23 protein-coding genes are annotated in these 22,731 nt (G+C 61.1%); 21 read left to right on the forward strand and 2 right to left on the reverse strand.

The window, feature by feature from the left end:
• Positions 1-27: 27 nt before the first annotated feature.
• The 6 genes from NKI67_RS19875 (at position 28) to NKI67_RS19900 (ending at position 5,042) form a co-directional block, all read left to right on the forward strand.
• Positions 28-540, forward strand: a complete 513-nt coding sequence (locus NKI67_RS19875) for a peptidylprolyl isomerase (protein ID WP_352568728.1) — start codon at positions 28-30, stop codon at positions 538-540.
• Positions 537-935: a hypothetical protein gene (locus NKI67_RS19880; RefSeq protein WP_352568726.1), complete on the forward strand. Its 399-nt coding sequence runs from the start codon at positions 537-539 to the stop codon at positions 933-935. Before NKI67_RS19875 ends, NKI67_RS19880 begins: the two co-directional genes overlap by 4 nt.
• A 12-nt stretch (positions 936-947) precedes the next feature.
• On the forward strand, positions 948-2,033 hold the full coding sequence (gene queA / locus NKI67_RS19885; RefSeq protein WP_352568725.1) for a tRNA preQ1(34) S-adenosylmethionine ribosyltransferase-isomerase QueA: 1,086 nt from the start codon (positions 948-950) through the stop codon (positions 2,031-2,033).
• On the forward strand, positions 2,023-2,292 hold the full coding sequence (locus NKI67_RS19890; protein WP_352646481.1) for a hypothetical protein: 270 nt from the start codon (positions 2,023-2,025) through the stop codon (positions 2,290-2,292). The genes queA and NKI67_RS19890 overlap by 11 nt, the downstream gene beginning before the upstream one ends.
• Positions 2,293-2,316: 24 nt before the next feature.
• Complete coding sequence (gene tgt / locus NKI67_RS19895; RefSeq protein ID WP_352568723.1) at positions 2,317-3,447, forward strand: tRNA guanosine(34) transglycosylase Tgt; 1,131 nt, start codon at positions 2,317-2,319, stop codon at positions 3,445-3,447.
• Positions 3,448-3,632: 185 nt separating this feature from the next.
• On the forward strand, positions 3,633-5,042 hold the full coding sequence (locus NKI67_RS19900) for a glycosyltransferase family protein (RefSeq protein ID WP_352646483.1): 1,410 nt from the start codon (positions 3,633-3,635) through the stop codon (positions 5,040-5,042).
• A gap of 9 nt (positions 5,043-5,051) precedes the next feature.
• On the opposite strand, the gene NKI67_RS19905 is transcribed toward NKI67_RS19900, so the two are convergent.
• On the reverse strand, positions 5,052-5,471 hold the full coding sequence (locus NKI67_RS19905; protein ID WP_023674882.1) for a DUF4864 domain-containing protein: 420 nt from the start codon (positions 5,469-5,471) through the stop codon (positions 5,052-5,054).
• A gap of 241 nt (positions 5,472-5,712) precedes the next feature.
• Between NKI67_RS19905 and NKI67_RS19910 the strand changes: the two genes are divergently transcribed.
• The 15 genes from NKI67_RS19910 (at position 5,713) to glpK (ending at position 22,168) form a co-directional block, all read left to right on the forward strand.
• Positions 5,713-5,949: an Lrp/AsnC ligand binding domain-containing protein gene (locus tag NKI67_RS19910; RefSeq protein ID WP_023674883.1), complete on the forward strand. Its 237-nt coding sequence runs from the start codon at positions 5,713-5,715 to the stop codon at positions 5,947-5,949.
• Between the two features lie 172 nt (positions 5,950-6,121).
• Entirely contained in the window at positions 6,122-7,534 is a 1,413-nt protein-coding gene (locus NKI67_RS19915) for a circularly permuted type 2 ATP-grasp protein (RefSeq protein ID WP_023674884.1), read from the forward strand.
• Between the two features lie 185 nt (positions 7,535-7,719).
• Entirely contained in the window at positions 7,720-8,661 is a 942-nt protein-coding gene (locus NKI67_RS19920) for an alpha-E domain-containing protein (protein ID WP_023674885.1), read from the forward strand.
• A 61-nt stretch (positions 8,662-8,722) separates the two neighbouring features.
• Complete coding sequence (locus NKI67_RS19925) at positions 8,723-9,517, forward strand: transglutaminase family protein (protein WP_023674886.1); 795 nt, start codon at positions 8,723-8,725, stop codon at positions 9,515-9,517.
• 31 nt (positions 9,518-9,548) lie between these two features.
• Positions 9,549-10,280 (forward strand): proteasome-type protease, encoded by a 732-nt coding sequence (locus NKI67_RS19930; RefSeq protein WP_023674887.1) that lies wholly within the window; start codon positions 9,549-9,551, stop codon positions 10,278-10,280.
• 61 nt (positions 10,281-10,341) lie between these two features.
• Positions 10,342-11,754 carry a pyridoxal phosphate-dependent decarboxylase family protein gene (locus NKI67_RS19935; protein WP_023674888.1) on the forward strand — a complete coding sequence of 471 codons (1,413 nt, stop codon included), beginning with the start codon at positions 10,342-10,344 and terminating at the stop codon, positions 11,752-11,754.
• Between the two features lie 129 nt (positions 11,755-11,883).
• Positions 11,884-12,651: a DeoR/GlpR family DNA-binding transcription regulator gene (locus NKI67_RS19940; RefSeq protein WP_023674889.1), complete on the forward strand. Its 768-nt coding sequence runs from the start codon at positions 11,884-11,886 to the stop codon at positions 12,649-12,651.
• A 125-nt stretch (positions 12,652-12,776) separates the two neighbouring features.
• Entirely contained in the window at positions 12,777-14,303 is a 1,527-nt protein-coding gene (gene glpD / locus NKI67_RS19945; protein WP_023674890.1) for a glycerol-3-phosphate dehydrogenase, read from the forward strand.
• Positions 14,304-14,342: 39 nt separating this feature from the next.
• Positions 14,343-15,422 (forward strand): ABC transporter ATP-binding protein, encoded by a 1,080-nt coding sequence (locus tag NKI67_RS19950; protein WP_254817350.1) that lies wholly within the window; start codon positions 14,343-14,345, stop codon positions 15,420-15,422.
• Between the two features lie 9 nt (positions 15,423-15,431).
• Complete coding sequence (locus tag NKI67_RS19955; RefSeq protein WP_352455722.1) at positions 15,432-16,499, forward strand: ABC transporter ATP-binding protein; 1,068 nt, start codon at positions 15,432-15,434, stop codon at positions 16,497-16,499.
• Between the two features lies 1 nt (position 16,500).
• Positions 16,501-17,367, forward strand: coding sequence for a carbohydrate ABC transporter permease (locus tag NKI67_RS19960; RefSeq protein ID WP_023674893.1), 867 nt, complete (start codon positions 16,501-16,503; stop codon positions 17,365-17,367).
• 1 nt (position 17,368) lies between these two features.
• Positions 17,369-18,283 carry a carbohydrate ABC transporter permease gene (locus NKI67_RS19965; protein WP_352523506.1) on the forward strand — a complete coding sequence of 305 codons (915 nt, stop codon included), beginning with the start codon at positions 17,369-17,371 and terminating at the stop codon, positions 18,281-18,283.
• 173 nt (positions 18,284-18,456) lie between these two features.
• Positions 18,457-18,723 carry a DUF2160 domain-containing protein gene (locus NKI67_RS19970; RefSeq protein WP_031211283.1) on the forward strand — a complete coding sequence of 89 codons (267 nt, stop codon included), beginning with the start codon at positions 18,457-18,459 and terminating at the stop codon, positions 18,721-18,723.
• A 78-nt stretch (positions 18,724-18,801) separates the two neighbouring features.
• Positions 18,802-20,529, forward strand: coding sequence for an ABC transporter substrate-binding protein (locus NKI67_RS19975; RefSeq protein WP_352646485.1), 1,728 nt, complete (start codon positions 18,802-18,804; stop codon positions 20,527-20,529).
• Between the two features lie 145 nt (positions 20,530-20,674).
• A complete protein-coding gene (gene glpK / locus NKI67_RS19980; protein WP_352568714.1) occupies positions 20,675-22,168 on the forward strand; it encodes a glycerol kinase GlpK in 1,494 nt (497 codons plus the stop codon).
• An 86-nt stretch (positions 22,169-22,254) separates the two neighbouring features.
• Here the strand turns inward: glpK and NKI67_RS19985 are convergent, their stop codons facing one another.
• A complete protein-coding gene (locus NKI67_RS19985; protein WP_023674898.1) occupies positions 22,255-22,728 on the reverse strand; it encodes a BA14K family protein in 474 nt (157 codons plus the stop codon).
• Positions 22,729-22,731: the final 3 nt, after the last annotated feature.

A 22,731-nucleotide genomic window follows, 5' to 3' on the forward strand; every position in this document is an offset into this window, starting at 1 on the left:
CCAATTGTTCAAAAGGATATTTCTGACATGGCCGAAATCAAGGACCGCGAGAACGCGCTTATCATGGACACGACCAAGGGCAAGGTCGTCATCGAATTGTTTCCAGATCTGGCGCCCGGCCATGTCGGCCGTATCAAGGAGCTGGCGCGCGAAGGCGCCTATGACGGCGTGGTCTTCCACCGCGTCATCGACGGCTTCATGGCGCAGACCGGCGACGTGAAGTTCGGCAATTCCAACAAGCCGTCTTTCGCGCCATCGCGCGCCGGCACTGGCGGTTCCGACAAACCCGATCTGAAGGCCGAGTTCTCCAACACCAACCACGGCCGCGGCACCTGCTCGATGGCGCGCTCGCAGAACCCGAACTCGGCCAATTCGCAGTTCTTCATCTGCTTCGACGATGCCGCCTTCCTCAACCGCCAGTACACGGTATGGGGCCAGGTCATCGAAGGCATGGACAACGTCGACAAGATCAAGCGCGGCGAACCGGTGCAGGATCCTGACAAGATCGTGTCGCTCAAGGTCGCGGCCGACGTGAAATGACCGGCCGGGCTGTCGCGGCCATCGCATTTGTGCTCGTCGCGGCGGCCACTCCGGCGCTGGCAACGGAATCGATCGTCTGCAGCGCCGACGGCGGCGCGGCATCGATTGATGTTTTGATGGGACACACGGCCGTCATTGCGGTGGCTCGTGTGTGGCTGGATGCCGGCGGCAAGACATGGACCACGGACGGACAGGCAGGCTCAACGAAAGTCATCGTTGGACAGGCATTCGAAGACGACGAGCGCATGCTGATCGATCTCACTGATGAGGGCCTCAGCTCGATCGTCGCCAAATTGCGGCTGGTCAAGGCCAGCGAGCAGTCCAGCTTCGCAATGGGCGGTACGCTGAGCATAGACAGTGTCGGCGCCTGGGCGGTGACCTGCCCGGAACCTTGAGGCGGGGATTTCTTGCGCGTCGATCTTTTCGACTTCGATCTGCCGGAGGAGCGCATCGCGCTTCGCCCAGCCGAGCCGCGCGACAGTGCCAGGATGCTGGTGGTCAGGCCGGGTGAGGGGCTCGAAGACCGGACGGTGCGCGACCTGCCGGCCCTGCTCAAGGCCGGTGATGTGCTGGTCTTCAACGACACCAAGGTCATTCCGGCACAATTGAAGGGCATCAGGCGGCGCGGCGAAGCAGCAGCGCAGGTCGAAGCCACGCTGCATATGCGGATGGCGCCCGACCGGTGGCTCGCCTTCATGCGTCCGGGCAAGCGCATCGCCGCCGGCGATCGCATCCATTTCGGTCATGACGCCAATTCCTGCTTTCTCGGCCAGCTCGACGCGACAGTGATCGAGAAGGGAGAAGGTGGCGAGGTGCTGCTCGGCTTCGACCTGTCAGGTCCGTTCCTCGACGAGGCGCTGCATGCCGTCGGCCACATCCCGCTGCCGCCCTACATCGCTTCCAAGCGTGACGACGACGAACGCGACCGCAGCGATTACCAGACCATTTATGCCAAGGAGGAGGGCGCCGTGGCCGCGCCGACGGCAGGGCTGCATTTCACGCCGGAGCTGTTTGCGACGCTCGACGCCAAGGGCATAGAGCGCCGTTTCGTCACGCTGCATGTCGGCGCCGGTACGTTCCTGCCGGTGAAGGCGGACGACACCGCCGACCACAAGATGCACGCCGAAACCGGTTCGGTCAGCCCGGAAACCGCCGAGGCGCTGAATGCGGCGAAAGCAAAAGGAGGGCGCATTATCGCCGTCGGCACGACATCGCTGCGCTTGTTGGAGAGCGCGGCTGGCGAGGACGGCAGGCTGGCAGCATGGTCAGGCCCGACCGACATCTTCATCACGCCCGGCTATCGCTTCAAGACCGCAGACATGCTGATGACCAATTTCCATCTGCCGCGTTCGACGCTGTTCATGCTGGTTTCGGCCTTCTGCGGTTTGCAGACGATGCGCGCGGCCTATGCGCATGCGATCGAGAACCGCTACAGGTTTTATTCCTATGGAGACGCAAGTCTTCTGTTCAGGGAGGATAGTAATGGACGATGACCTGGAAACCTTCGGCCGCGAAGCCTTGATCACCGAGGTCAGGAAACTGCGCGCCGGAATCCGCCAACACCGCGACGCCACCGGCCATGATCTGTGCTGGCATCATCCCGACCTCTGGTCGCTTTTGCCCGAAAAGACCGAGCCGGCGATTGCCGTGCCACCGTGGTCGAAATTCATGCGCGGCTGCATCCGCTACCGGCAATCACTCGATAAGCAGGCTCCGGACGCGCCGGTATTCGACAAAGAGTTCGATGGCTAGGGAATTCAATGACTAACGCATTCAATGACTAACGCATTCACCTTCAAGGTGCTGGCGACCGACGGCAGGGCGCGGCGTGGTGTAATCACCATGCCGCGCGGCGAAATCCGCACGCCTGCCTTCATGCCGGTCGGCACCGGCGGCACGGTGAAGGCCATGTATATGGATCAGGTGCGCGGCGTCTGCTCGGACATTATCCTCGGCAACACCTACCACCTGATGCTGAGACCCGGCGCCGAGCGCGTGGCGCGGCTCGGCGGCCTGCATGAATTCGCCCGCTGGCCGCATCCAATCCTGACCGACAGCGGCGGCTTCCAGGTGATGTCGCTGTCGAAGCTGCGGAAACTGACCGAGAACGGCGTTACCTTCCGTTCGCATATCGACGGCGGCGCCTACGAGATGTCGCCGGAGCGTTCGATAGAGATCCAGGGGCTGCTCGATTCCGACATCCAGATGCAGCTCGACGAATGCACAGCGCTGCCGGCCAAGCAGAACGAGATCGAGCGTGCCATGGAGTTGTCGTTGCGCTGGGCCGAGCGTTGCAAGACGGCATTCGGCGAGCAGCCCGGCAAGGCGATGTTCGGCATTGTGCAAGGCGGCGACGTGCCGGATCTGCGGCTGCGCTCGGCGCAGGCGCTGAAGGCAATGGAGCTGAAGGGCTACGCGATCGGCGGGCTGGCTGTCGGCGAGCCGCAAGCGGTGATGCTGGAGATGCTCGACATCACTTGCCCGGAGCTGCCGGCTGACCGGCCGCGCTACCTGATGGGCGTCGGCACCCCGGACGACATTTTGAAGTCGGTGGCGCGCGGCATCGACATGTTCGACTGCGTGATGCCGACGCGGGCAGGGCGCCACGGCCTTGCATACACACGGCGCGGCAAGGTCAATCTGCGCAACGCCCGCCATGCCGACGATCCGCGTCCGCTCGATGAGGAAAGCGACTGCCCGGCCGCACGCGACTATTCGCGGGCCTATTTGCACCATCTGGTGCGCTCGCAAGAGGCGCTTGGGGCGATGCTCCTGACCTGGAACAATCTGTCCTATTACCAGCAGCTGATGCGCGACATTCGTGAAGCGATCGAGGCTGGCAGGTTCGCCGAACAAGCCGAGATCATCACGCAGCAATGGGCAAACGGTGACCTCGCCGTCCGGTAGGCATGCTCGCCAGGAATCCGGCTCCAGGGAGGAGTTGCCCCTTCCATGAACTGTTTTGAAACGACTGCCTAATAAGCATTGCCGGACGACATCGGGCGAGGATCAAGAACCTGTTCGTTTCGGGGCAAGTTTCAGTTCCTGGCACGACGGTGCGGACGAACGGCATCGCCGAGCCTTCGCCTTCCGTGGCTGTCCAGCAATGGACGGCGGGGTCGTTGCTTGCCGCTCTGGCGATCGCAGTGACCGGCCTGGTCTTGCGCTTACTTGGCGCGCGCGGCGACCTTTGGCTGGACGAGATCTGGAGCTTTGCGCTGATCGAGCCGCTGACCTCGATCGACCAGATATTCTGGCGCGTCAATCACGACAACAATCATTTCCTCAACTCGGTCTATCTCTATCTCATTGGCCCCGATGCTTCGCCGCTGATCCAGCGAGGTCTGTCGATAGCATTAGGTGTTGCCACGATCGGTGCGGCGGCAGCGAGCGCCGCATCGCGCGGACGACAGGCGATGATTGCCACAAGCCTGTTGTTTGCCGTGAGCTACCCAATGATCCATTACGGCTCGGAGGCGCGCGGCTATGCCGGCCTTGTGCTGTTCACGCTGCTTTCGGTCATTTTTCTGGAGCGCCGGCTCGACAGTAGACGGTGGTCTGGCGTGGCCTTGGCAGCGGCGATCCTTTTCGGCTTCCTGTGCCACCTCACCATGATCGGAATGGTGGCGGTCCTCGCAATATGGACCGCCTGGCTCGCCTGGCAGCGTACGGCGAAGGTCGGCCGTGTCGTTGCGGACCTGGCGTCGATCTTCCTGCCGGGCTTGCTTGCCGTGCTGCCGCTGGCTGTCGGCGTGTTTGTCGGCGGCAGGCTGTTCGGCTTCAGTGTCGGTGGTGTTTCGCCGTTCTCGATTGCCGCCTTCGCGCAGGGCTATGGCGGGATGATCCGCTCTCTGTTCGGGCTGCCACCCTGGTTCGGTGACGGGCCCTACATCGTTGCCGCCTGCTGTCTTGTCGGCCTCTCCGCCGGTGTCTGGCGCGGTCGCCGAGCCAGCCTTTATGCGATCGGGATTATCGGACTGCCTTTGCTCATGGCGGCGGCGCATCTGCCCAACCTCGAGTTCCCACGCTATTTCATCATCAGCGGAACATTGCTGCTGCTCTGGGCCGGCGAGATGATTGGCCGCGGCCTGGATGCTCGCGGGACTGCCAGGCTGCTTGCGATGGGAGCGCTGGTGATCGTGGTGGGTGGAAGCATTTCGTCGCTGCTTCAGTTCTATCAATATGGACGCGGCTCCTACGCCGCTATCGTCGATGAAATGACCAGGAACGGCGCAACCACCTATGCCAGCGACGGCAATTTCCGCACCCCCATTGTCGTCGACTATTTTGCGGCGCGAATGGATCGTCGGGCATTGCTGGTTCCAGACGACGGGATGTGCACCGAACGGCCCGCCTGGCTGGTCCTCGAGGGGGACGTGGACAAACAAGCCGAACATGTCGAACCGACGGCCGCATGCGCTCTGGCCTATGAACGGGCCGATGCGTCGAGGCATTGGGGGTTTTCAGGCCTGAGCTGGACGCTCTACCGGCGACAGGATTGAAACACCCCTTTAGGTGCTGAGCGACGTGGACGCACGCAGGCTGCAGCCGGTGATCCGAAAGCTGCCGTCAGGCTGTAGTTCTAGCGTGTAGACCGCCTCGTAGTCCTTGCCATCCGGGCCGACGATCAGCACTTGCTGGATGATCGAGGTCGGGCTCGTCTCGCGAACCTTGCCGAAGGAGTAGGTCTGCGGCTGGCGCACCGGCGGATAGCCGTTGGTCACCATGTTCATGAAGGTATCGACGGTCGGAAAGATGCGCTTCACATTCGGTGCGGCAAAGCTGTAGGCCGTCATTCCGTCATTGGCGATGAAGGCCCTCAACTGCCCATCGATGACCGTCTGCGCCGCTTTGACTTCGGCGTCGCCAGCAAAGGCCTGGGATGCGAAAATGAATGGAACGACTGCGAATGCGAAAAACGCGCGGCGCATGGCCTGTCTCCGTTGTCCCTGAGAAATCGCTGCCTGAAGGTACATGATACCATACGCTTTGCAGTGCTTCAGGGTTTCAGCCGAGCGCAAACATTCGGCGTGGCAGTCCGTGTCCAGACCGAGACGCATTGTCGAGGCGAGAACAGCCTGAGCGATTGCCGATGCTTGAAAGGCGAACGGCAGTCTGCCACAAGGGCCGCTCGATTATACCTAGAGCGTGCGATGTGAGCAGGACCAGGCAATGAAGGCATTTTTCGTGCAGATAAAGTGCGATCTGGGCAAGGCCTACGACGTTGCCAGCGCCCTGGCCGATGCCGAGATTGCTTCGGAAATCTACTCGACAGCCGGAAACTACGACCTGCTCGCCAAATTCTATGTCGACGACGAGGAAGACATCGGCCACTTCGTCAACGAGAAAGTGCAGATTCTTCCCGGTATCAAGGACACGTTCACGGTCGTCACCTTTCGCGCGTTTTGATCCGCATCCGGCATCTGCCCGGACACCAGGCAAAGCCTGATCAAGGCCCTATTGGTGCTGCCTTAATTTTAGGCAAGTGCGATATACTGATCGCCGGCGCCCAACAAATCACCGATTGCGCTTGATTTTCTCCAGCGAGGCCAGTGAAATGGCGCCACAGGGGAGTATGCGATTGGCAGCGTTCGATGAAATGCTTCCGGAAGTTTCCGGGCTGAGAAAACCGTATTCGGCTTACGATCGCTGGCTGAAGGAACAGGACCCGGCCAGACTTACCGAGAAGATGCAGGACGCCGAACGCGTCTTTCGCAAGACAGGCATCACTTTCGCCGTCTACGGCGAGCAGGAAGCATCGGAGCGGCTGATACCCTTCGATATCGTTCCGCGCATCATTTCGGGCAATGAATGGCGACGGCTGACGCAAGGCATCGAGCAGCGCGTCCAGGCGCTGAACGCCTTTCTCGACGACATCTACCATCGCCAGGAGATCTTGCGCGCCGGCCGGGTGCCGAAGGAGTTGATCGCCAAGAATGAGGCGTTCCTGCCCGAGATGATCGGGGTGCGGCCGCCGGCCGGCGTCTATACCCACATCATCGGCGTCGACATCGTACGCATCAGCGAGAACGAGTTCTACGTGCTGGAGGACAACGCGCGCACGCCGTCCGGCGTCTCCTACATGCTGGAGAACCGCGAGACGATGATGCAGCTCTTTCCCGAGCTGTTCCAGCAGATCAAGGTGCGGCCGGTTGAGAATTACCCGCAGCTCTTGCGCCAGTCGCTGGCGGCAGTGCGGCCGCAAAGCACCAAGGGCGCGCCGACCATTGCCGTGCTGACGCCGGGCAGCTTCAACTCGGCGTATTTCGAACATGCTTTCCTTGCCGACCAGATGGGCGTGCAGCTTGTCGAAGGGCAGGATCTGCGCGTCGTCGATGGCCATGTCGCGATGCGCACCACCGAGGGCTACAAGCAGATCGACGTGCTTTACCGTCGTGTCGACGACTCGTTCCTCGATCCGCTGACCTTCCGCCCCGACTCGGCACTTGGCGTGCCGGGCATTATGGACGTCTACCGCGCCGGCAACATCACGATCGCCAATGCGCCGGGAACCGGCATCGCCGACGACAAGGCGATTTATTCCTACATGCCCGAAATCGTCGAATTCTATACCGGCCGCAAGGCGATGCTCGGCAACATCCCGACCTGGCGCTGCTCGGAGCCGGACAGCCTGAAATACGTGCTCGAGCACATCGATGAATTGGTTATCAAGGAAGTCCACGGCTCCGGCGGTTACGGCATGCTGGTCGGTCCGGCGGCGACCAAGAAGGAATGCGAAGAGTTTTCCAAAAAGCTCGCGGCAAAACCGTCGAACTACATCGCCCAGCCGACGCTGGCGCTGTCGACCTGCCCGATCCTGACGGACAAGGGGCTGGCGCCGCGCCATGTCGATCTGCGCCCCTATGTGCTGGTTTCCGACCGTATCCAGATCGTGCCCGGCGGGCTGACCCGAGTAGCGCTCAAGGAAGGCTCGCTGGTCGTCAATTCCTCGCAAGGCGGGGGCACGAAGGATACGTGGGTGTTAGATGATTAGAGTGGAAGTAGTGAATAGTGAATGGTGAATAGTGAATAGTGAATAGTGAATAGTGAATAGATAAGGATATGGGTCGTTGATGTTGGTGAAATGCCCTGAAGTGAAGCGCGCGGAATCGTGCCCTGGAATCTGGATAGTCACCATTCACCATTCACCTTTCACTATTCACCACAGGACCGCCTGACATGCTTCTCGGCCGCACCGCCAACGGGCTCTACTGGATGAACCGCTACATCGAGCGGGCGGAAAACATGGCGCGATTGGTGGATGCCGGCCTGCGCATGGCGCTGACTCGTACTCAGAACGCTTCGGAGGAGTGGAATTCGGTGCTGCTCAGCGCCGGTTCGGACGCCAGCTTCACGCAGAAATATTCCGACTACACCGCCGCCAATGTCGCCGACTATCTGCTGCGCGACACATCGAACCCGTCGAGCACGATGTCGTCTATCGAAACGGCCCGTAACAATGCCCGCATGGTGCGTACCGCACTGACGCGTGAAACCTGGGAAAGCATCAACGAAGCCTGGATGTCGCTGAAGCGGATGCTGGCCAAGCCGATCGACGAGCGCGACCTGCCCAACGCGCTCGACGCAATCAAGCGCGAGACGGCGCTGATCCGCGGCTCGTTCTACGGCACGATGCTGCGCAACGAGATTTTCGATTTTTCGCAGCTCGGCACTTATGTCGAACGCGCCGACAACACCGCGCGCATCCTGGATGTGAAATACTACGTTCTGTTGCCGTCGATCTCCTGGGTCGGCTCGACGCTCGACAACTACCAGTGGGAATCGATCCTGCGCTCGGTGTCGGCGCACCGTTCCTATCGCTGGGTCTATGATGCCGACTACAAGCCGAGCAACATCGCCGATTATCTGATCCTCAACGTCCGCATGCCGCGCTCGCTGACCTTTTGCTACCGCTTCCTGACGGAGCATCTCAAATTCCTGGGTGACGACTATGGGGAGCGCCACGCCTGTCATGCGACGGCTGCCAAGACCCAGGCCATGCTGACGGCCGGGTCGATCAAGGATATTTTCGACGCCGGCCTGCACGAATTCCTAGCCAATTTCATCCGCGACAACACCAGGCTCGGCGACGAGATCGCGCAGGATTACAGGTTCTATTGAGCATGATCCAAAAAGGCGGAGATCGGTTTTCGGAAAAGCTCATGCTCCAGGGACGAGAGCGATGCGGCTGAAGATCACCCACCGAACCGAATACCGCTACGATGCGCCGGTGCAGTATCTGTTGCAGCGTTTGCGGCTGCTCCCGGTGAACGGGCGCACTCAGACGGTACTGTCCTGGGCGCTGAAGATCGAAGGCGCACGCGAGGAAGTGCGCTTCACCGACCATTTCGGCAATGATACCCGGCTGTTGAGCGTCGAGGGCGAGCGCGACTTCATCACCGTCGAAGCAGCCGGCGAAGTGGTGACGCGCGACACCGCTGGCGTCTGCGGACCGCACCAGGGTTTCGCGCCGCTCTGGCTGTTCGGCCAGGAAACGCCGCTGACGACGATCGGCAGCGGCATTCGCGAGCTTGCTGCCTCGGTCGGCAAGGGTACCGACATCGAAAGGCTGCACCGGTTGATGGCGGTGATCGGCGAGCGCGTCGCTTATACGCCGGACACCACCAACGTGACGACGCCGGCCGAAGAGGCCCTGGCGCTCAAGACCGGCGTTTGCCAGGACCACAGCCACATCTTCGTTGCCGCGGCGCGTGCCATGGATTTTCCGGCCCGCTATATCAGCGGCTACCTGATGATGGATGCGGCCATCGAGCAGGTGGCAAGCCACGCCTGGGCCGAGGCGCATGTCTCGGGCCTCGGCTGGGTCGCCTTCGATGTCGCCAACGGCATTTCTCCGGACGAGCGTTATGTGAAGGTGGCGACCGGCCGCGATTATCGCGACGCCATGCCGGTATCTGGAATTCGGCTGGGACAGGCGGAAGAACAGCTTGCGGTCACCGTCACCGTGGAGCAGTAATCCCCGGCAAGATTGTTGCCAAAGAGATTCGATGACCTATTGCGTCGGCCTGAAGATCGATCGCGGGCTCGTGTTCATGTCGGACACGCGCACCAACGCCGGCATGGATTCGATCTCGACCTTCAGGAAGATGCATGTCTGGGAAGAGCCGGGCGAGCGCGTCATCGTTTTGATGTCGGCCGGCAATCTGGCGACGACGCAGGCCGTGGTCAGCCTGCTCGACGAACGCACCAAGGCAGTGGCGGAGCGCCGTGCCACGTTGCTCGAAACGCCCTCCATGTACCAGACAGTCCGGTTGGTCGGAGACACCGTCAAGGAGGTCATCGCCAGTTCGTCGCCGGCTGGCGAAAAGGCGGACTCCTACTTCAACGCCTCCTTCATCCTTGGCGGTCAGATCAAGGGCAGCCCGCCGCGCCTGTTCATGATCTATCCGGAAGGCAATTTCATCGAATCCACCGACGACACGCCGTTCTTCCAGATCGGTGAGACCAAATACGGCAAGCCGATCATTATCCGCGCTTATGAAAGGACGATGAGTTTCGCCGAGACGGTGAAGTTGCTGCTGGTGTCGTTCGACTCGACGCTGAAGTCGAACCTGTCGGTCGGCCTGCCACTCGACCTGCTGTTCTATGAAAAGGACACTTTCAAGGTCGGCCTCAAAAAGCGAATAAACCAGGACGATCAATATTATCGTACGATCTCGGATAGCTGGTCGAACGCGCTGAAGACCGCCTTTGCCAGTCTGCCTGATTTTCCCGAATGAAAACCTTCGTTTTTCGTGCTCTTTGACCGCGGCTCGATGAGGCGCCACGGAGGCGAAGAAGATGAATAGCAACGAATTCCGCGAGTGGTCGCTGCGAGCGGCTGAATGGGGCGTCGACTACAGAAACAGCCTTCGCGAAAGACCGGTGCGGCCGCTTGTCGAGCCGGGCGAAATCTTCAAAAGCATCGATGCCGCGCCGCCGGAAGACGGCGAAACGATGCAGGCAATCTTCGCCGATTTCGAACAAAAGATATTGCCGGGCATGACGCACTGGCAGCATCCGCGTTTCTTCGCCTATTTCCCGGCCAATGCGGCGCCGGTCTCCGTCGTGGCCGAGTATCTGGTTTCCGCGATGGCCGCGCAATGCATGCTCTGGCAGACCTCGCCGGCGGCAACCGAGCTCGAGACGCGGGTCGTCGATTGGATGCGGCAGGCGCTTGGTTTGCCGGAGGGATTTTCCGGCGTCATGCAGGATTCGGCTTCATCGGCGACGCTTGCCGCCGTGCTGACCATGCGCGAGCGCGCGCTCGACTGGCAAGGCAACAAGAACGGCTTGCAAGGGCAGCCGGTCGTGCGGATCTATTCTTCCGACCAAGTCCATACTTCTATCGACCGGGCGATCTGGGTGTCGGGCATCGGCGAGGCGAACCTCGTGCGCATTCCGGTCGCCGGACGCTTCCGCGCCATGCAGACGACGGCTCTGGAAGCCGCGATCGTTACCGACCGCGAAAACGGCATGCTGCCGGCGGGCATCATCGCCAGCGTCGGCGGCACAAGTACCGGCGGCACCGACAACGTGGCGGCTGTTGCCGAGGTGGCGAAGCGGCACGGGCTCTACCTGCATGTCGATGCCGCATGGGCCGGCTCCGCCATGATCTGCCCCGAGTTCCGGCATTTCTGGACCGGCGCCGAAAATGCCGATTCCATCGTCTTCAACCCGCATAAATGGTTGGGGGCACAGTTCGATTGCTCGATGCAGTTCATCCGCCAGCCGAAAGACCTGGTCCGCACGCTGGCGATCAAGCCCGAATTCCTGAAAACGCATGGCCGCGACGGGGTCATCAACTACTCCGAATGGTCGGTGCCGCTCGGACGGAGGTTCCGCGCGCTGAAACTTTGGTTCCTGCTGCGTGCGCATGGCTTGGAAAATCTGCGGAACATGATCCGCAACCATGTCGCCTGGAGCGAGAGCCTCGCCGCGCGGCTGGCTCGGGAACCGGATTTCGAGATCGTCACGGAACCGATGCTGTCGCTATTCTCATTCCGCCATCTCGCGGCTGCGGGAATCGGCCTTGACGAGCACAATTTGCGGCTGGTCAACGCGATCAACGATGACGGCCGCATTTACCTGACGCAGACCCGGGTGGACGGACAGGTGGCGATCCGCTTTCAGGTCGGGCAGTTCGAAACGACTGCGGCGGACGTCGATACTGCTTTCGAGGTCATCACTGAGATCGCGCGGGGGCTGAGTTGATACCCTCGTCGAGATTGCGCCGGAGCTTTTCTCTCTGCAGTCGCCCGATTTTCATTAGCCGGGCCCATACCTGTTCATGGCTTTCGTTTTCAGCTATAGACGAGAGAAACGAAAATGAGAGGTTGCTAGATGTATCTGTCGCCGCGTCATTCCGAAATCATCCAGATGGCCAAGGACCATGGCCGCGTACTGGTCGAGGAGCTGGCGACGCATTTCAACGTGACGCCGCAGACGATCCGCAAGGATCTCAACGATCTCTGCGACCAGCGGCTTTTGTCCCGCATCCATGGCGGGGCATTGTTCCCCTCCGGCATCGAGAACATGGAATATGAGGCTCGGCGCAAGATCGCCGCCGAGGAGAAGGAGGCGATCGGCCGCGCAGCAGCCCGGCTGATCCCCGACAACGCGTCTCTGTTCATCAATATCGGGACAACGACGGAAGCTGTCAGCAAGTCGCTGCTCGATCACAGCGGCCTGATGGTCATCACCAATAACATCAATGTTGCCAACAGGATGCGCATATATCCTTCGATCGAGGTCGTGATCGCCGGCGGTGTCGTGCGCGGTTCCGACGGCGGTGTGGTCGGCGAGGCAGCGGTCGATTTCATCAGGCAGTTCAAGGTCGATTTTGCGGTGATCGGCGCCTCGGCCATCGACCATGACGGCGCACTGCTCGACTTCGATTTTCGCGAGGTGAAGGTGGCTCAGGCGATCATCGCCAACGCCCGACATGTGATCCTGGTGTCGGACCAGACCAAATTCGAGCGCACCGCGCCCGTCCGCATCGGCCATCTGTCGCAGGTCAACACCTTTATCACCGATCGTTGCGACATCCCGTCGGTGCGTAAGATCTGCCAGGAGGCAGAAGTTCAGCTGATCGAAACGTCGCTCTCCTAGAGATGCCGTAGCGGCATCTTCCGCCCATCATATTTCGTTTGACATTCGTTATCATTTCGAAATAATCCCTCTACGGTTTCGCAAGAACCCAAAAATGCTGCAATGCGAAATCGAGGGAGGATTCTTTGAGCGCATCACCGATTCATGACATTTTCGTCATCGGTGGCGGCATCAATGGCTGCGGCATCGCCCGCGATGCCGTTGGACGTGGCTTTTCGGTTTTTCTTGCCGAGATGAACGATCTGGCCAGCGGGACCTCTTCCGGCTCGACCAAACTGATCCACGGCGGCTTGCGCTATCTCGAATTCTACGAATTCCGTCTGGTGCGCGAAGCGCTGATGGAACGCGAGGTCCTGTGGAGGAACGCGCCGCACATCATCTGGCCGATGCGCTTCGTGCTGCCATACGCCAAGGGACTGCGTCCGGCCTGGCTGATCCGGCTCGGGCTTTTCCTCTACGACCATATTGGCGGGCGCAAATTGCTGCCGCCGACGAAAACGCTGGACATGGCCAAGGATCCGGCCGGCAAGCCGCTGAAGCCGCTGTTTCGAAAGGCGTTCGAATATTCGGACGGTTGGGTCAACGATGCCCGGCTGGTTGTGTTGAACGCCCGCGACGCTGCCGAGCGCGGCGCAACCATTCGAACCCGAACAAAGGTCGTCAGCGCACGCCGCGAAGGCAATCTCTGGACGGTCAGGCTTGAAAATGTGCGGACCGGCGATACCGAGGAGGTCAAGGCGCGGCTGCTGGTCAATGCCGCCGGCCCGTGGGTCGATCAGGTGCTGTCGGCCACCGTCGGCTTGAACGACGTGCACAATGTCCGCCTCGTACAAGGCAGCCATATCGTCGTGGGCAAGAAATTCGACGACCCACGCGCCTATTTCTTTCAGAACAAGGACGGGCGCATCATTTTCGCCATCCCTTACGAGGACGAATTCACGCTCATCGGCACGACCGATCGTGACTATCCCGGCGATCCGCACAACGTCAGGATCAATGACGCCGAGATCGACTATCTCTGCGCTGCGGCAAGCGAATATTTCGCGCAGCCGGTCAAGCCGTCGGATATCGTCTGGACCTATTCCGCGGTGCGACCGCTCTACGACGATGGCGCCTCAAAGGCGCAGGAAGCCACCCGAGACTATGTGCTGAAGGCCGATGGAGGCGAGGGTGCCGCCCCGATCGTCAACGCCTTTGGCGGCAAGATCACGACCTACCGCCGATTGTCGGAATCGATGCTCGAGAAGATCGAGGGTTTTCTCGGCAAGCGCGGCAAACCATGGACGGCAAACGCGCCGCTGCCCGGCGGTGACTTTCCCGTCACCGGCTTCGATGCCGAGGTGGCGAAACTGAAAACGGCGTACCCGTTCCTCGACGCCCGGCTGGCCCGCCGGTTGACCCGGCTTTACGGCACCCGCGCAAGGAAGCTGCTGGGCCTCGCCAAGTCGAACGTCGATCTTGGCCGTAACTTCGGCGCCGATCTCTACGAAGCCGAGGTGCGCTACCTCGTCGAAAACGAATGGGCGATGACTGCCGAGGATGTATTGTGGCGCCGGACCAAGCGCGGCCTGCGTCTCAGCCGTGAGCAGGCGGCAGTGCTCGACGAGTTCATGCGCGGAATAAGCCGGCAGCACGTAGCGGCTGCCGAATAGGAACGGCCGACTGATGCAGAAAGCCTGGGAGGAGGCATCATGCTTGAACTGAGAAACGTGACGAAGACGGTGGGTGCGGCGGAACATATCCGCGACGTCTCGCTGACGCTTCAGCACGGCTCGCTCAACGTCCTGCTCGGGCCGACGCTCTCCGGCAAGACCAGCCTGATGCGGCTGATGGCGGGCCTCGACGTGCCGACCTCGGGCTCGGTCTGGTTCGATGGCAAGGATGTCACCGGCATGCCGGTGCAAAAGCGCAACGTCGCCATGGTCTACCAGCAATTCATCAATTATCCGGCGATGACGGTCTACGAAAACATCGCCTCACCGCTGCGGGTGGCCGGCACGGATCAGGCAACGATCGACAGGGAGGTGCGCAATGCCGCCGCCCTTCTCAAACTAACGCCCTATCTCGACCGGACGCCTCTCAGTCTGTCGGGCGGCCAGCAGCAGCGCACCGCGCTGGCCCGCGCCATCGTCAAGAATGCCAGCCTCGTGCTGCTCGACGAGCCGCTCGCCAATCTCGACTACAAGCTGCGTGAAGAATTACGCGCGGAACTGCCGAAAGTCTTCGCGGCCGCCGGTACAATCTTTGTTTATGCCACGACCGAGCCGCACGAGGCTTTGCTGCTCGGCGGCAACACGGCAACGCTTTCCGAGGGCAGCATCACCCAGTTCGGGCCGACCATCGAAGTGTTCCGCAAACCGGTCGATCTGGTGACGGCGAGAACCTTCGCCGATCCGCCGCTCAACACCATCGTGCTTGCCAAGAAGGGCCTGGATTTCCTGCTCGAGGGCGGCGTGAAATTGCCGGTGCCGGCGGAACTCTTCGGCATTGCCGATGCGATCTATACGATCGGCTTCCAGCCGCATCATCTGTCCCTCGATCGGCCCAACGCCGCCGCAGTGCCGGTGCGCGCAAAGGTGACGATCACTGAGATCACCGGATCGGAAAGCTTCATCCATCTCGATTTTGCCGATGCGCGCTGGGTCATGCTGACCCACGGCATTCGCGACTTCGAGCCGGACGAGGAGGTCGAGGTGTTCATCGACCCGCGCCACATCATGGTCTTCGACGAGCACGGCCGCGCCGTGGCCGCGCCGAAGCTGGCGGCCTAGGAGGAAGCGATGGCGCGCATCGATGTCAATCATATCCGCCACTCCTATCTGCAGAACCCGCGCACGGATGCCGATTTCGCGCTGAAGGAAGTGCACCACACGTTCGAGGATGGCGGCGCTTATGCGCTGCTCGGCCCATCCGGCTGCGGCAAGACCACGCTGCTCAACATCATTTCGGGATTGCTGCATCCCTCGCATGGCCAGCTGCTGTTCAACGGCAGGGACGTGACCAATCTGTCGACCCAAGAGCGCAACATTGCGCAGGTCTTCCAGTTCCCGGTGATCTACGACACGATGACCGTCTACGACAATCTGGCATTCCCGCTGCGCAATCGCGGCGTGCCGGAGGCCGACGTCGACCGCAAGGTGCGCGAGACGCTGGAGATGACCGGGCTGGCCGATATGGCCAAACGAAAGGCGCGCGGACTGACCGCCGACCAGAAGCAGAAAATCTCGCTCGGACGCGGGCTGGTGCGCTCCGACGTCAATGCCATCCTGTTCGACGAGCCTTTGACCGTCATCGACCCGCATATGAAATGGGTGCTGCGCTCGCAGTTGAAGCAGCTTCACCGCCGCTTCGGCTACACCATGGTCTATGTCACGCACGACCAGACCGAGGCGTTGACCTTCGCCGACAGGGTGGTCGTCATGTATGACGGCGAAATCGTGCAGATCGGCACACCGGCGGAGCTGTTCGAGCGCCCGCGCCACACCTTTGTCGGCTATTTCATCGGCTCGCCCGGCATGAATGTCATGCCGGTGGCGATCGACGGCAAGACAGCGAAGCTGGGCTCGCAGCAGATCGAACTGCCGGGCGTGCCCAAGGCGGGCGGCGGCGCCATCGAGCTCGGCATCCGTCCCGAATATGTGCGCCTGGGCAGCCAGGGCATGGCCGTCCGGGTCAGCAAGGTCGAGGACGTCGGCCGCCACAAGGTGGTCCGTGCCAATCTCGAAGGACGCGAGATCGCCGCCGTCATCGGCGAGGACGAGACAGTTCCGGCTGATCCGAAGGTGCGGTTCGACCCGGCCGGCATCAACATCTATGCCGATTCCTGGCGCGTCGAGATGGGAGCCTGAAGTGGAAAAGACCTGGAACAACAGAGCCTGGTTCCTGGTGCTGCCGGTGCTGCTGCTGGTGGCGTTCTCGGCGGTCATACCGCTGATGACGGTCGTCAATTATTCGGTGCAGGACACTTTCGGCAATAACGTCTTCTTCTGGGCCGGCACGGAATGGTTCGAGGAACTGCTTTCCTCCAGCCGCTTCTGGCAGGCGATGATCCGCAACCTTGTCTTCTCCTTCATCATCCTGGCGATCGAAGTGCCGCTCGGCATCTTCATTGCGCTCAATATGCCGAAGAAGGGTTGGGGCGTGCCTGTTTGCCTTGTTTTGATGGCGTTGCCGCTGCTGATCCCGTGGAACGTCGTCGGCACCATCTGGCAGGTGTTCGGGCGCAACGACATTGGCCTGCTCGGCTATTACGTCAACGCGCTCGGCATCGACTATAATTATGTGCAAGACCCATATGACGCCTGGGTCACGGTCATCATCATGGACGTCTGGCATTGGACCAGCCTCGTCGTTCTGCTCTGCTATGCCGGCCTGGTCTCGATCCCGGATGCCTTTTATCAGGCGGCCAAGATCGACGGTGCCTCGCGCTGGGCGGTGTTCCGTTACATCCAGCTGCCGAAGATGAACCGCGTGCTGCTGATCGCCGTGCTGCTGCGCTTTATGGATAGCTTCATGATCTACACCGAACCGTTCGTGGTGACCGGCGGCGGACCCGGCAACTCGACGACCTTTCTTTCGATCGATCTCGTCAAGACGGCGCTCGGCCAGTTCGACCTCGGCCCGGCGGCGGCGATGTCGCTGGTCTACTTCCTTATCGTCCTGTTGTTGTCATGGGTGTTCTACACCGTGATGACCAATTACGACGCGGAGCGCTGAGATGAGCCGCGCTGACGAAAGAGCCGACAGAGTGAGCGAGACGACAGCTTCGGAAGGGCTTGCCAGCACGCTACGGCAGGACGAGATCGCACGGCTGATGCGCCGTCGCGGCGAGGAGTCGCGCTGGTGGTGGATCGTGCCGACGCTCTACATCATCGTTCTGCTTTTGCCGATCTACTGGCTCATCAATATGAGCTTCAAGACCAATGGCGAGATCGTCTCGTCGCTGACGCTCTACCCGCACGCACCGACATTGGCGAATTACCGCACCATCTTCACCGACGCGTCCTGGTACTCTGGCTACATCAACTCGATCACCTATGTGGTTATGAACATGGTGATTTCGGTGGCTGCGGCACTGCCTGCTGCCTATGCCTTTTCGCGCTATCGCTTCCTCGGCGACAAGCATCTGTTCTTCTGGCTGCTGACCAACCGTATGGCGCCGCCGGCGGTGTTCGCGCTGCCATTCTTCCAGCTTTATTCGGCCTTCGGCCTTATCGACACCCACATCGCCGTGGCTCTGGCGCATTGCCTGTTCAACGTGCCGCTGGCGGTGTGGATCCTCGAAGGCTTCATGTCGGGCGTACCCAAGGAGATCGACGAGACCGCCTATATTGACGGCTATTCGTTCCCACGCTTCTTCATCAAGATCTTCATGCCGCTGATTGCGAGCGGCATCGGCGTGGCGTGCTTCTTCTGCTTCATGTTCTCGTGGGTGGAGCTCTTGATCGCCCGTACGCTGACGACAACCGATGCCAAGCCGATCGCCGCGACCATGACCCGCACCGTTTCGGCCGCCGGCATGGATTGGGGGCTGCTCGCCGCAGCCGGCGTGCTGACGCTGATTCCCGGCGCGCTCGTCATCTGGTTTGTGCGCAACTACATCGCCAAGGGCTTTGCCCTGGGGAGGGTATGATGGAGCAGGTCGACAGAAGCCCATGGTGGTGGGCCGTGCTGCTTCTCGCCCTGGTCGTCGTGGCCTGGGTGGCACTTCAAATCGATTTCGTGGCAATAACGGTGGGCTTCAGCGATCCGGCCAATATCCGCCTGTGGGGATTTAACCTCTCGTCCAACCTCGATTTTTCGTGGATGGCCTGGACGTGGCCGACCGCGGCCTTCTTTGGAACCATCTTTCTGCTGCTTTGCGGCATGGCGGCGTGGGAATACGTCTCGCCGGGCGGCAATCCGCGCGTCGGCGTGCTGCGGTTCGAAACGACGCGTGGCGACCGCCTGTTCCTGTCGCTGCTTGGCAGCGCCTTTATCCATCTCGCTTGGCTGGGTCTAGTCGGACCCAATCTGTGGTGGGCTCTCGCTCTCTCCGTGGTCTACGCCGTCGGCGTGTTCCGCTACGTATAGAGGGGGAAACTGTTGGAACGGCGGCGTGCCGGCCGCCGATCCAGATCGCACTTTGAACTTTAACAGTGGAGGAAATACATGCGACGGCAATTCTTGACATCAACAACTGCGCTTGTCCTGTTGCTCGGGGCAAGCAATGCCTATGCCGGAATGGACGAGGCCAAGGCCTTCCTCGATAAGGAAATCGGGCCCCTTTCGACGCTTTCGCGCGCCGACCAGGAAGCCGAGATGCAATGGTTCATCGATGCCGCGAAACCTTTCGCCGGCATGGATATCAAGGTGGTTTCCGAAACCATCGCCACGCATCAGTATGAATCGCAGGTGCTGGCGCCGGCCTTTACGGCCATCACCGGCATCAAGGTTACGCATGACGTCATCCAGGAAGGCGACGTCGTCGAGAAGATCCAGACCCAGATGCAGACCGGCCAGAACCTCTATGACGGCTGGGTCAACGATTCCGATCTGATCGGCACGCACTGGCGCTACCAGCAGGTGCGCAACCTGACCGACTGGATGGCAGGCGACGGCAAGGATGTCACCAACCCGAATCTCGACCTGAAGGATTTCATCGGCACTTCGTTCACCACCGCGCCCGACAAGAAGCTCTACCAGCTTCCCGACCAGCAGTTCGCGAACCTCTACTGGTTCCGGTACGACTGGTTCAACGACGAGAAGAACAAGGCGGACTTCAAGGCCAAATACGGCTACGACCTCGGCGTGCCGGTCAATTGGTCGGCCTATGAGGACATCGCCGAGTTCTTCACCGGGCGTGAGATCGATGGCAAGAAGGTCTACGGCCATATGGATTATGGCAAGAAGGACCCGTCGCTCGGCTGGCGGTTCACCGACGCCTGGCTGTCGATGGCCGGCAATGGCGACAAGGGCATTCCGAACGGTCTGCCCGTCGACGAATGGGGCATCAAGGTCGACGAGAATTCGCGTCCGGTCGGTTCCTGCACGGCGCGCGGCGGCGACACCAATGGCCCGGCTTCTGTCTATGCCATCCAGAAGTACCTCGATTGGCTGAAGGCCTATGCACCGGCGGAAGCCCAAGGCATGACCTTCTCCGAATCGGGGCCAGTTCCGGCGCAGGGCGCGGTTGCCCAGCAGATCTTCTGGTACACCGCCTTCACCGCCAGCATGGTCGACGCCAGCGCCAAGGCGGTGCTGAACGACGACGGCACGCCGAAATGGCGCATGGCGCCGTCGCCGCATGGCGTCTACTGGAAGGACGGCATGAAGCTCGGCTATCAGGACGTCGGTTCCTGGACGCTGATGAAGTCGACGCCGACCGACCGCGCCAAGGCCGCCTGGCTCTACGCGCAGTTCGTCACCTCGAAGACGGTCGACGTGAAGAAGAGCCATGTCGGCCTGACCTTCATCCGCGAGAGCACGATCCACGACAAGAGCTTCACCGAACGTGCGCCAAAGCTCGGCGGCTTGATCGAGTTCTACCGCTCGCCGGCGCGCGTCCAGTGGTCGCCGACCGGCACCAACGTGCCGGACTATCCTAAGCTGGCACAGCTCTGGTGGCAGGCGATCGGCGATGCTTCGTCGGGTGCCAAGAGCGCGCAGGAAGCGATGGACTCGCTCTGCGGCGAGCAGGAAAAGGTGATGAGCCGCATCGAGAAGTCGGGCGTCCAGGGCGATATCGGCCCGAAGATGGCCGAAGAGCATGACCTCGCCTACTGGAATACGGACGCGGTCAAGAAGGGCAATCTCGCTCCTCAGCTCAAGATCGAGAACGAGAAGGAAAAGCCGGTCACCATCAACTACGACGAGCTGGTGAAGAGCTGGCAGCAATAGGACCGTTTGATGCGGGCGTCCGCGCCCGCATCGCCATGCTCAGGGGAGGCGGCATGTTGCCGTCTCCCCTGTTTGCGTGAACGGCTCCGCGCCATCTGGCGTCGAGACATCGTAGCACCTTGAATTCGCTTCGACGGGAGAGAGAATGACCGGATATATCCTTGCAATCGACCAGGGGACGACATCGAGCCGGGCGATCCTGTTCGACGACAAGATGATGGTCGTCGGCAGCGGGCAAAAGGAATTCACGCAATATTATCCGGCCTCCGGCTGGGTCGAGCACGATCCCGAGGAGATCTGGTCGAGTGTCGTGGAAACGGTAGAGGCTGCGCTGAAGACAGCCGGCCGCAATGCGGCGGATGTCGCGGCGATCGGCATCACCAACCAGCGCGAAACCGTCGTCATCTGGGACAAGGAGACCGGCAAGCCGATCCACAACGCGATTGTCTGGCAGGACCGCCGCACCGCGCCGCTGTGCCAGAAATTGAAGAAGCTGGGACTGGAGAAGAAATTCACGAAAAAGACCGGCCTGCTGCTCGATCCGTATTTCTCCGGCACCAAGATCGCCTGGATGCTGGACAAGGTGAAGGGCGCAAGAAAACGCGCCGAGAAGGGCGAGCTGCTGGCCGGCACCATCGACAGTTTCCTGATTTGGCGGCTGACCGGCGGCAAGGTCCACGCCACTGACGCCACCAACGCCTCGCGCACACTGGTCTACAACATCGAACAAAACGCCTGGGACGACGAGCTGCTGGCCATTCTTGGCATACCTGCAAGAATGCTGCCGCAGGTGAAAGATTGTGCCGATGATTTTGGAATCACCGACAAAAGCCTGTTTGGTGCACAGATCAGAATCCTCGGTGTGGCCGGCGACCAGCATGCGGCGGCGATCGGCCAAGCCTGTTTCGAGCCAGGCATGATGAAATCCACCTACGGCACCGGTTGCTTCGCGCTGCTCAACACCGGCAGCGATCTGGTGCGTTCGAAGAACCGGCTTTTGACCACCATCGCCTACAGGCTGAACGGCAAGACCACCTACGCTCTGGAAGGCTCGATCTTTATCGCGGGCGCCGCCGTGCAATGGCTGCGCGACGGCATCAAGGTAATCGGCAAGGCCGAGCATAGCGGCAAATTGGCAGCGGAAGCCGATCCGACGCAGAACGTCTATCTTGTGCCGGCTTTCGTCGGGCTCGGGGCACCGCACTGGGATGCCGGAGCGCGCGGCGCCATCTTCGGGCTGACCCGCAACTCGGGGCCGGCGGAATTTGCCCGCGCGGCACTGGAATCAGTCGCGTTCCAAACACGCGACCTGCTTGACGCCATGCGCAAGGACTGGAAGGCCGCCTCGGCCAAGACCGTGCTCAGGGTCGATGGCGGCATGGTGGCGTCGGACTGGACCATGCAGCGGCTGGCCGACATTCTCGATGCGCCGGTCGACCGGCCGACAATTCTCGAGACGACAGCACTCGGTGCGGCATGGCTGGCCGGCTCGAAGGCCGGTGTCTGGCCGAAGGCGCGGGAATTCGCCAGGAGTTGGGCGCTCGAGCGCCGGTTCAAGCCGGACATGGATGCTTCGACACGTGCGGCCAAGCTGGCCGGTTGGCGCCACGCTGTGCGCAGGACGCTAAGTACGCAATAGGCAGGGATGCCCCGATGCCCCGGGATTCGCACTAATGAAAAACCCGCGCCGTTTCGGGCGCGGGCTTGCAGCCTCTAATCTGGGACTCAGTAAGGCGACCGGCACTGCCGGCGCGGACCGTAGTTGGGCTGGTAAGTGTTGTCAGAAGCGCGATAGCTCCGATAACGGTCATAGCACCACTGCACGTGGGCATCGCCACGATAGACACGATTCTGGTTGACGATCGCGCCGGTAATCAGCGCTCCAGTAGCAAACGCAGCCAGCGGGAACCAGAAATCGCCGTGACGGCGATAGCCGCGACGATATTCGCGATAGCCGCGATGGCCACGCCAGTACATGCCGTCGTCACGCGAAAAATTGCGACGGAAATCGCGACGCGAGAAATCGCGATTGAAATTCCGGTGCCTCCGCCACGGCTCGTACTGGACGGTCTGGACATTCGAGGTGAGCCCCTGGGCCGGGGGCGCATAGCTGGGCTGAGCGTTGACTGGCACGATCTCCGCGGCAGCGAATGAGATCGAAAGAGTGGTCGCCAGCAGGCCCGACATGATCCTATTCATGGT

Origin of the sequence: Mesorhizobium sp. M0408 (assembly GCF_040321495.1) — a bacterium.
Classification (GTDB): domain Bacteria; phylum Pseudomonadota; class Alphaproteobacteria; order Rhizobiales; family Rhizobiaceae; genus Mesorhizobium.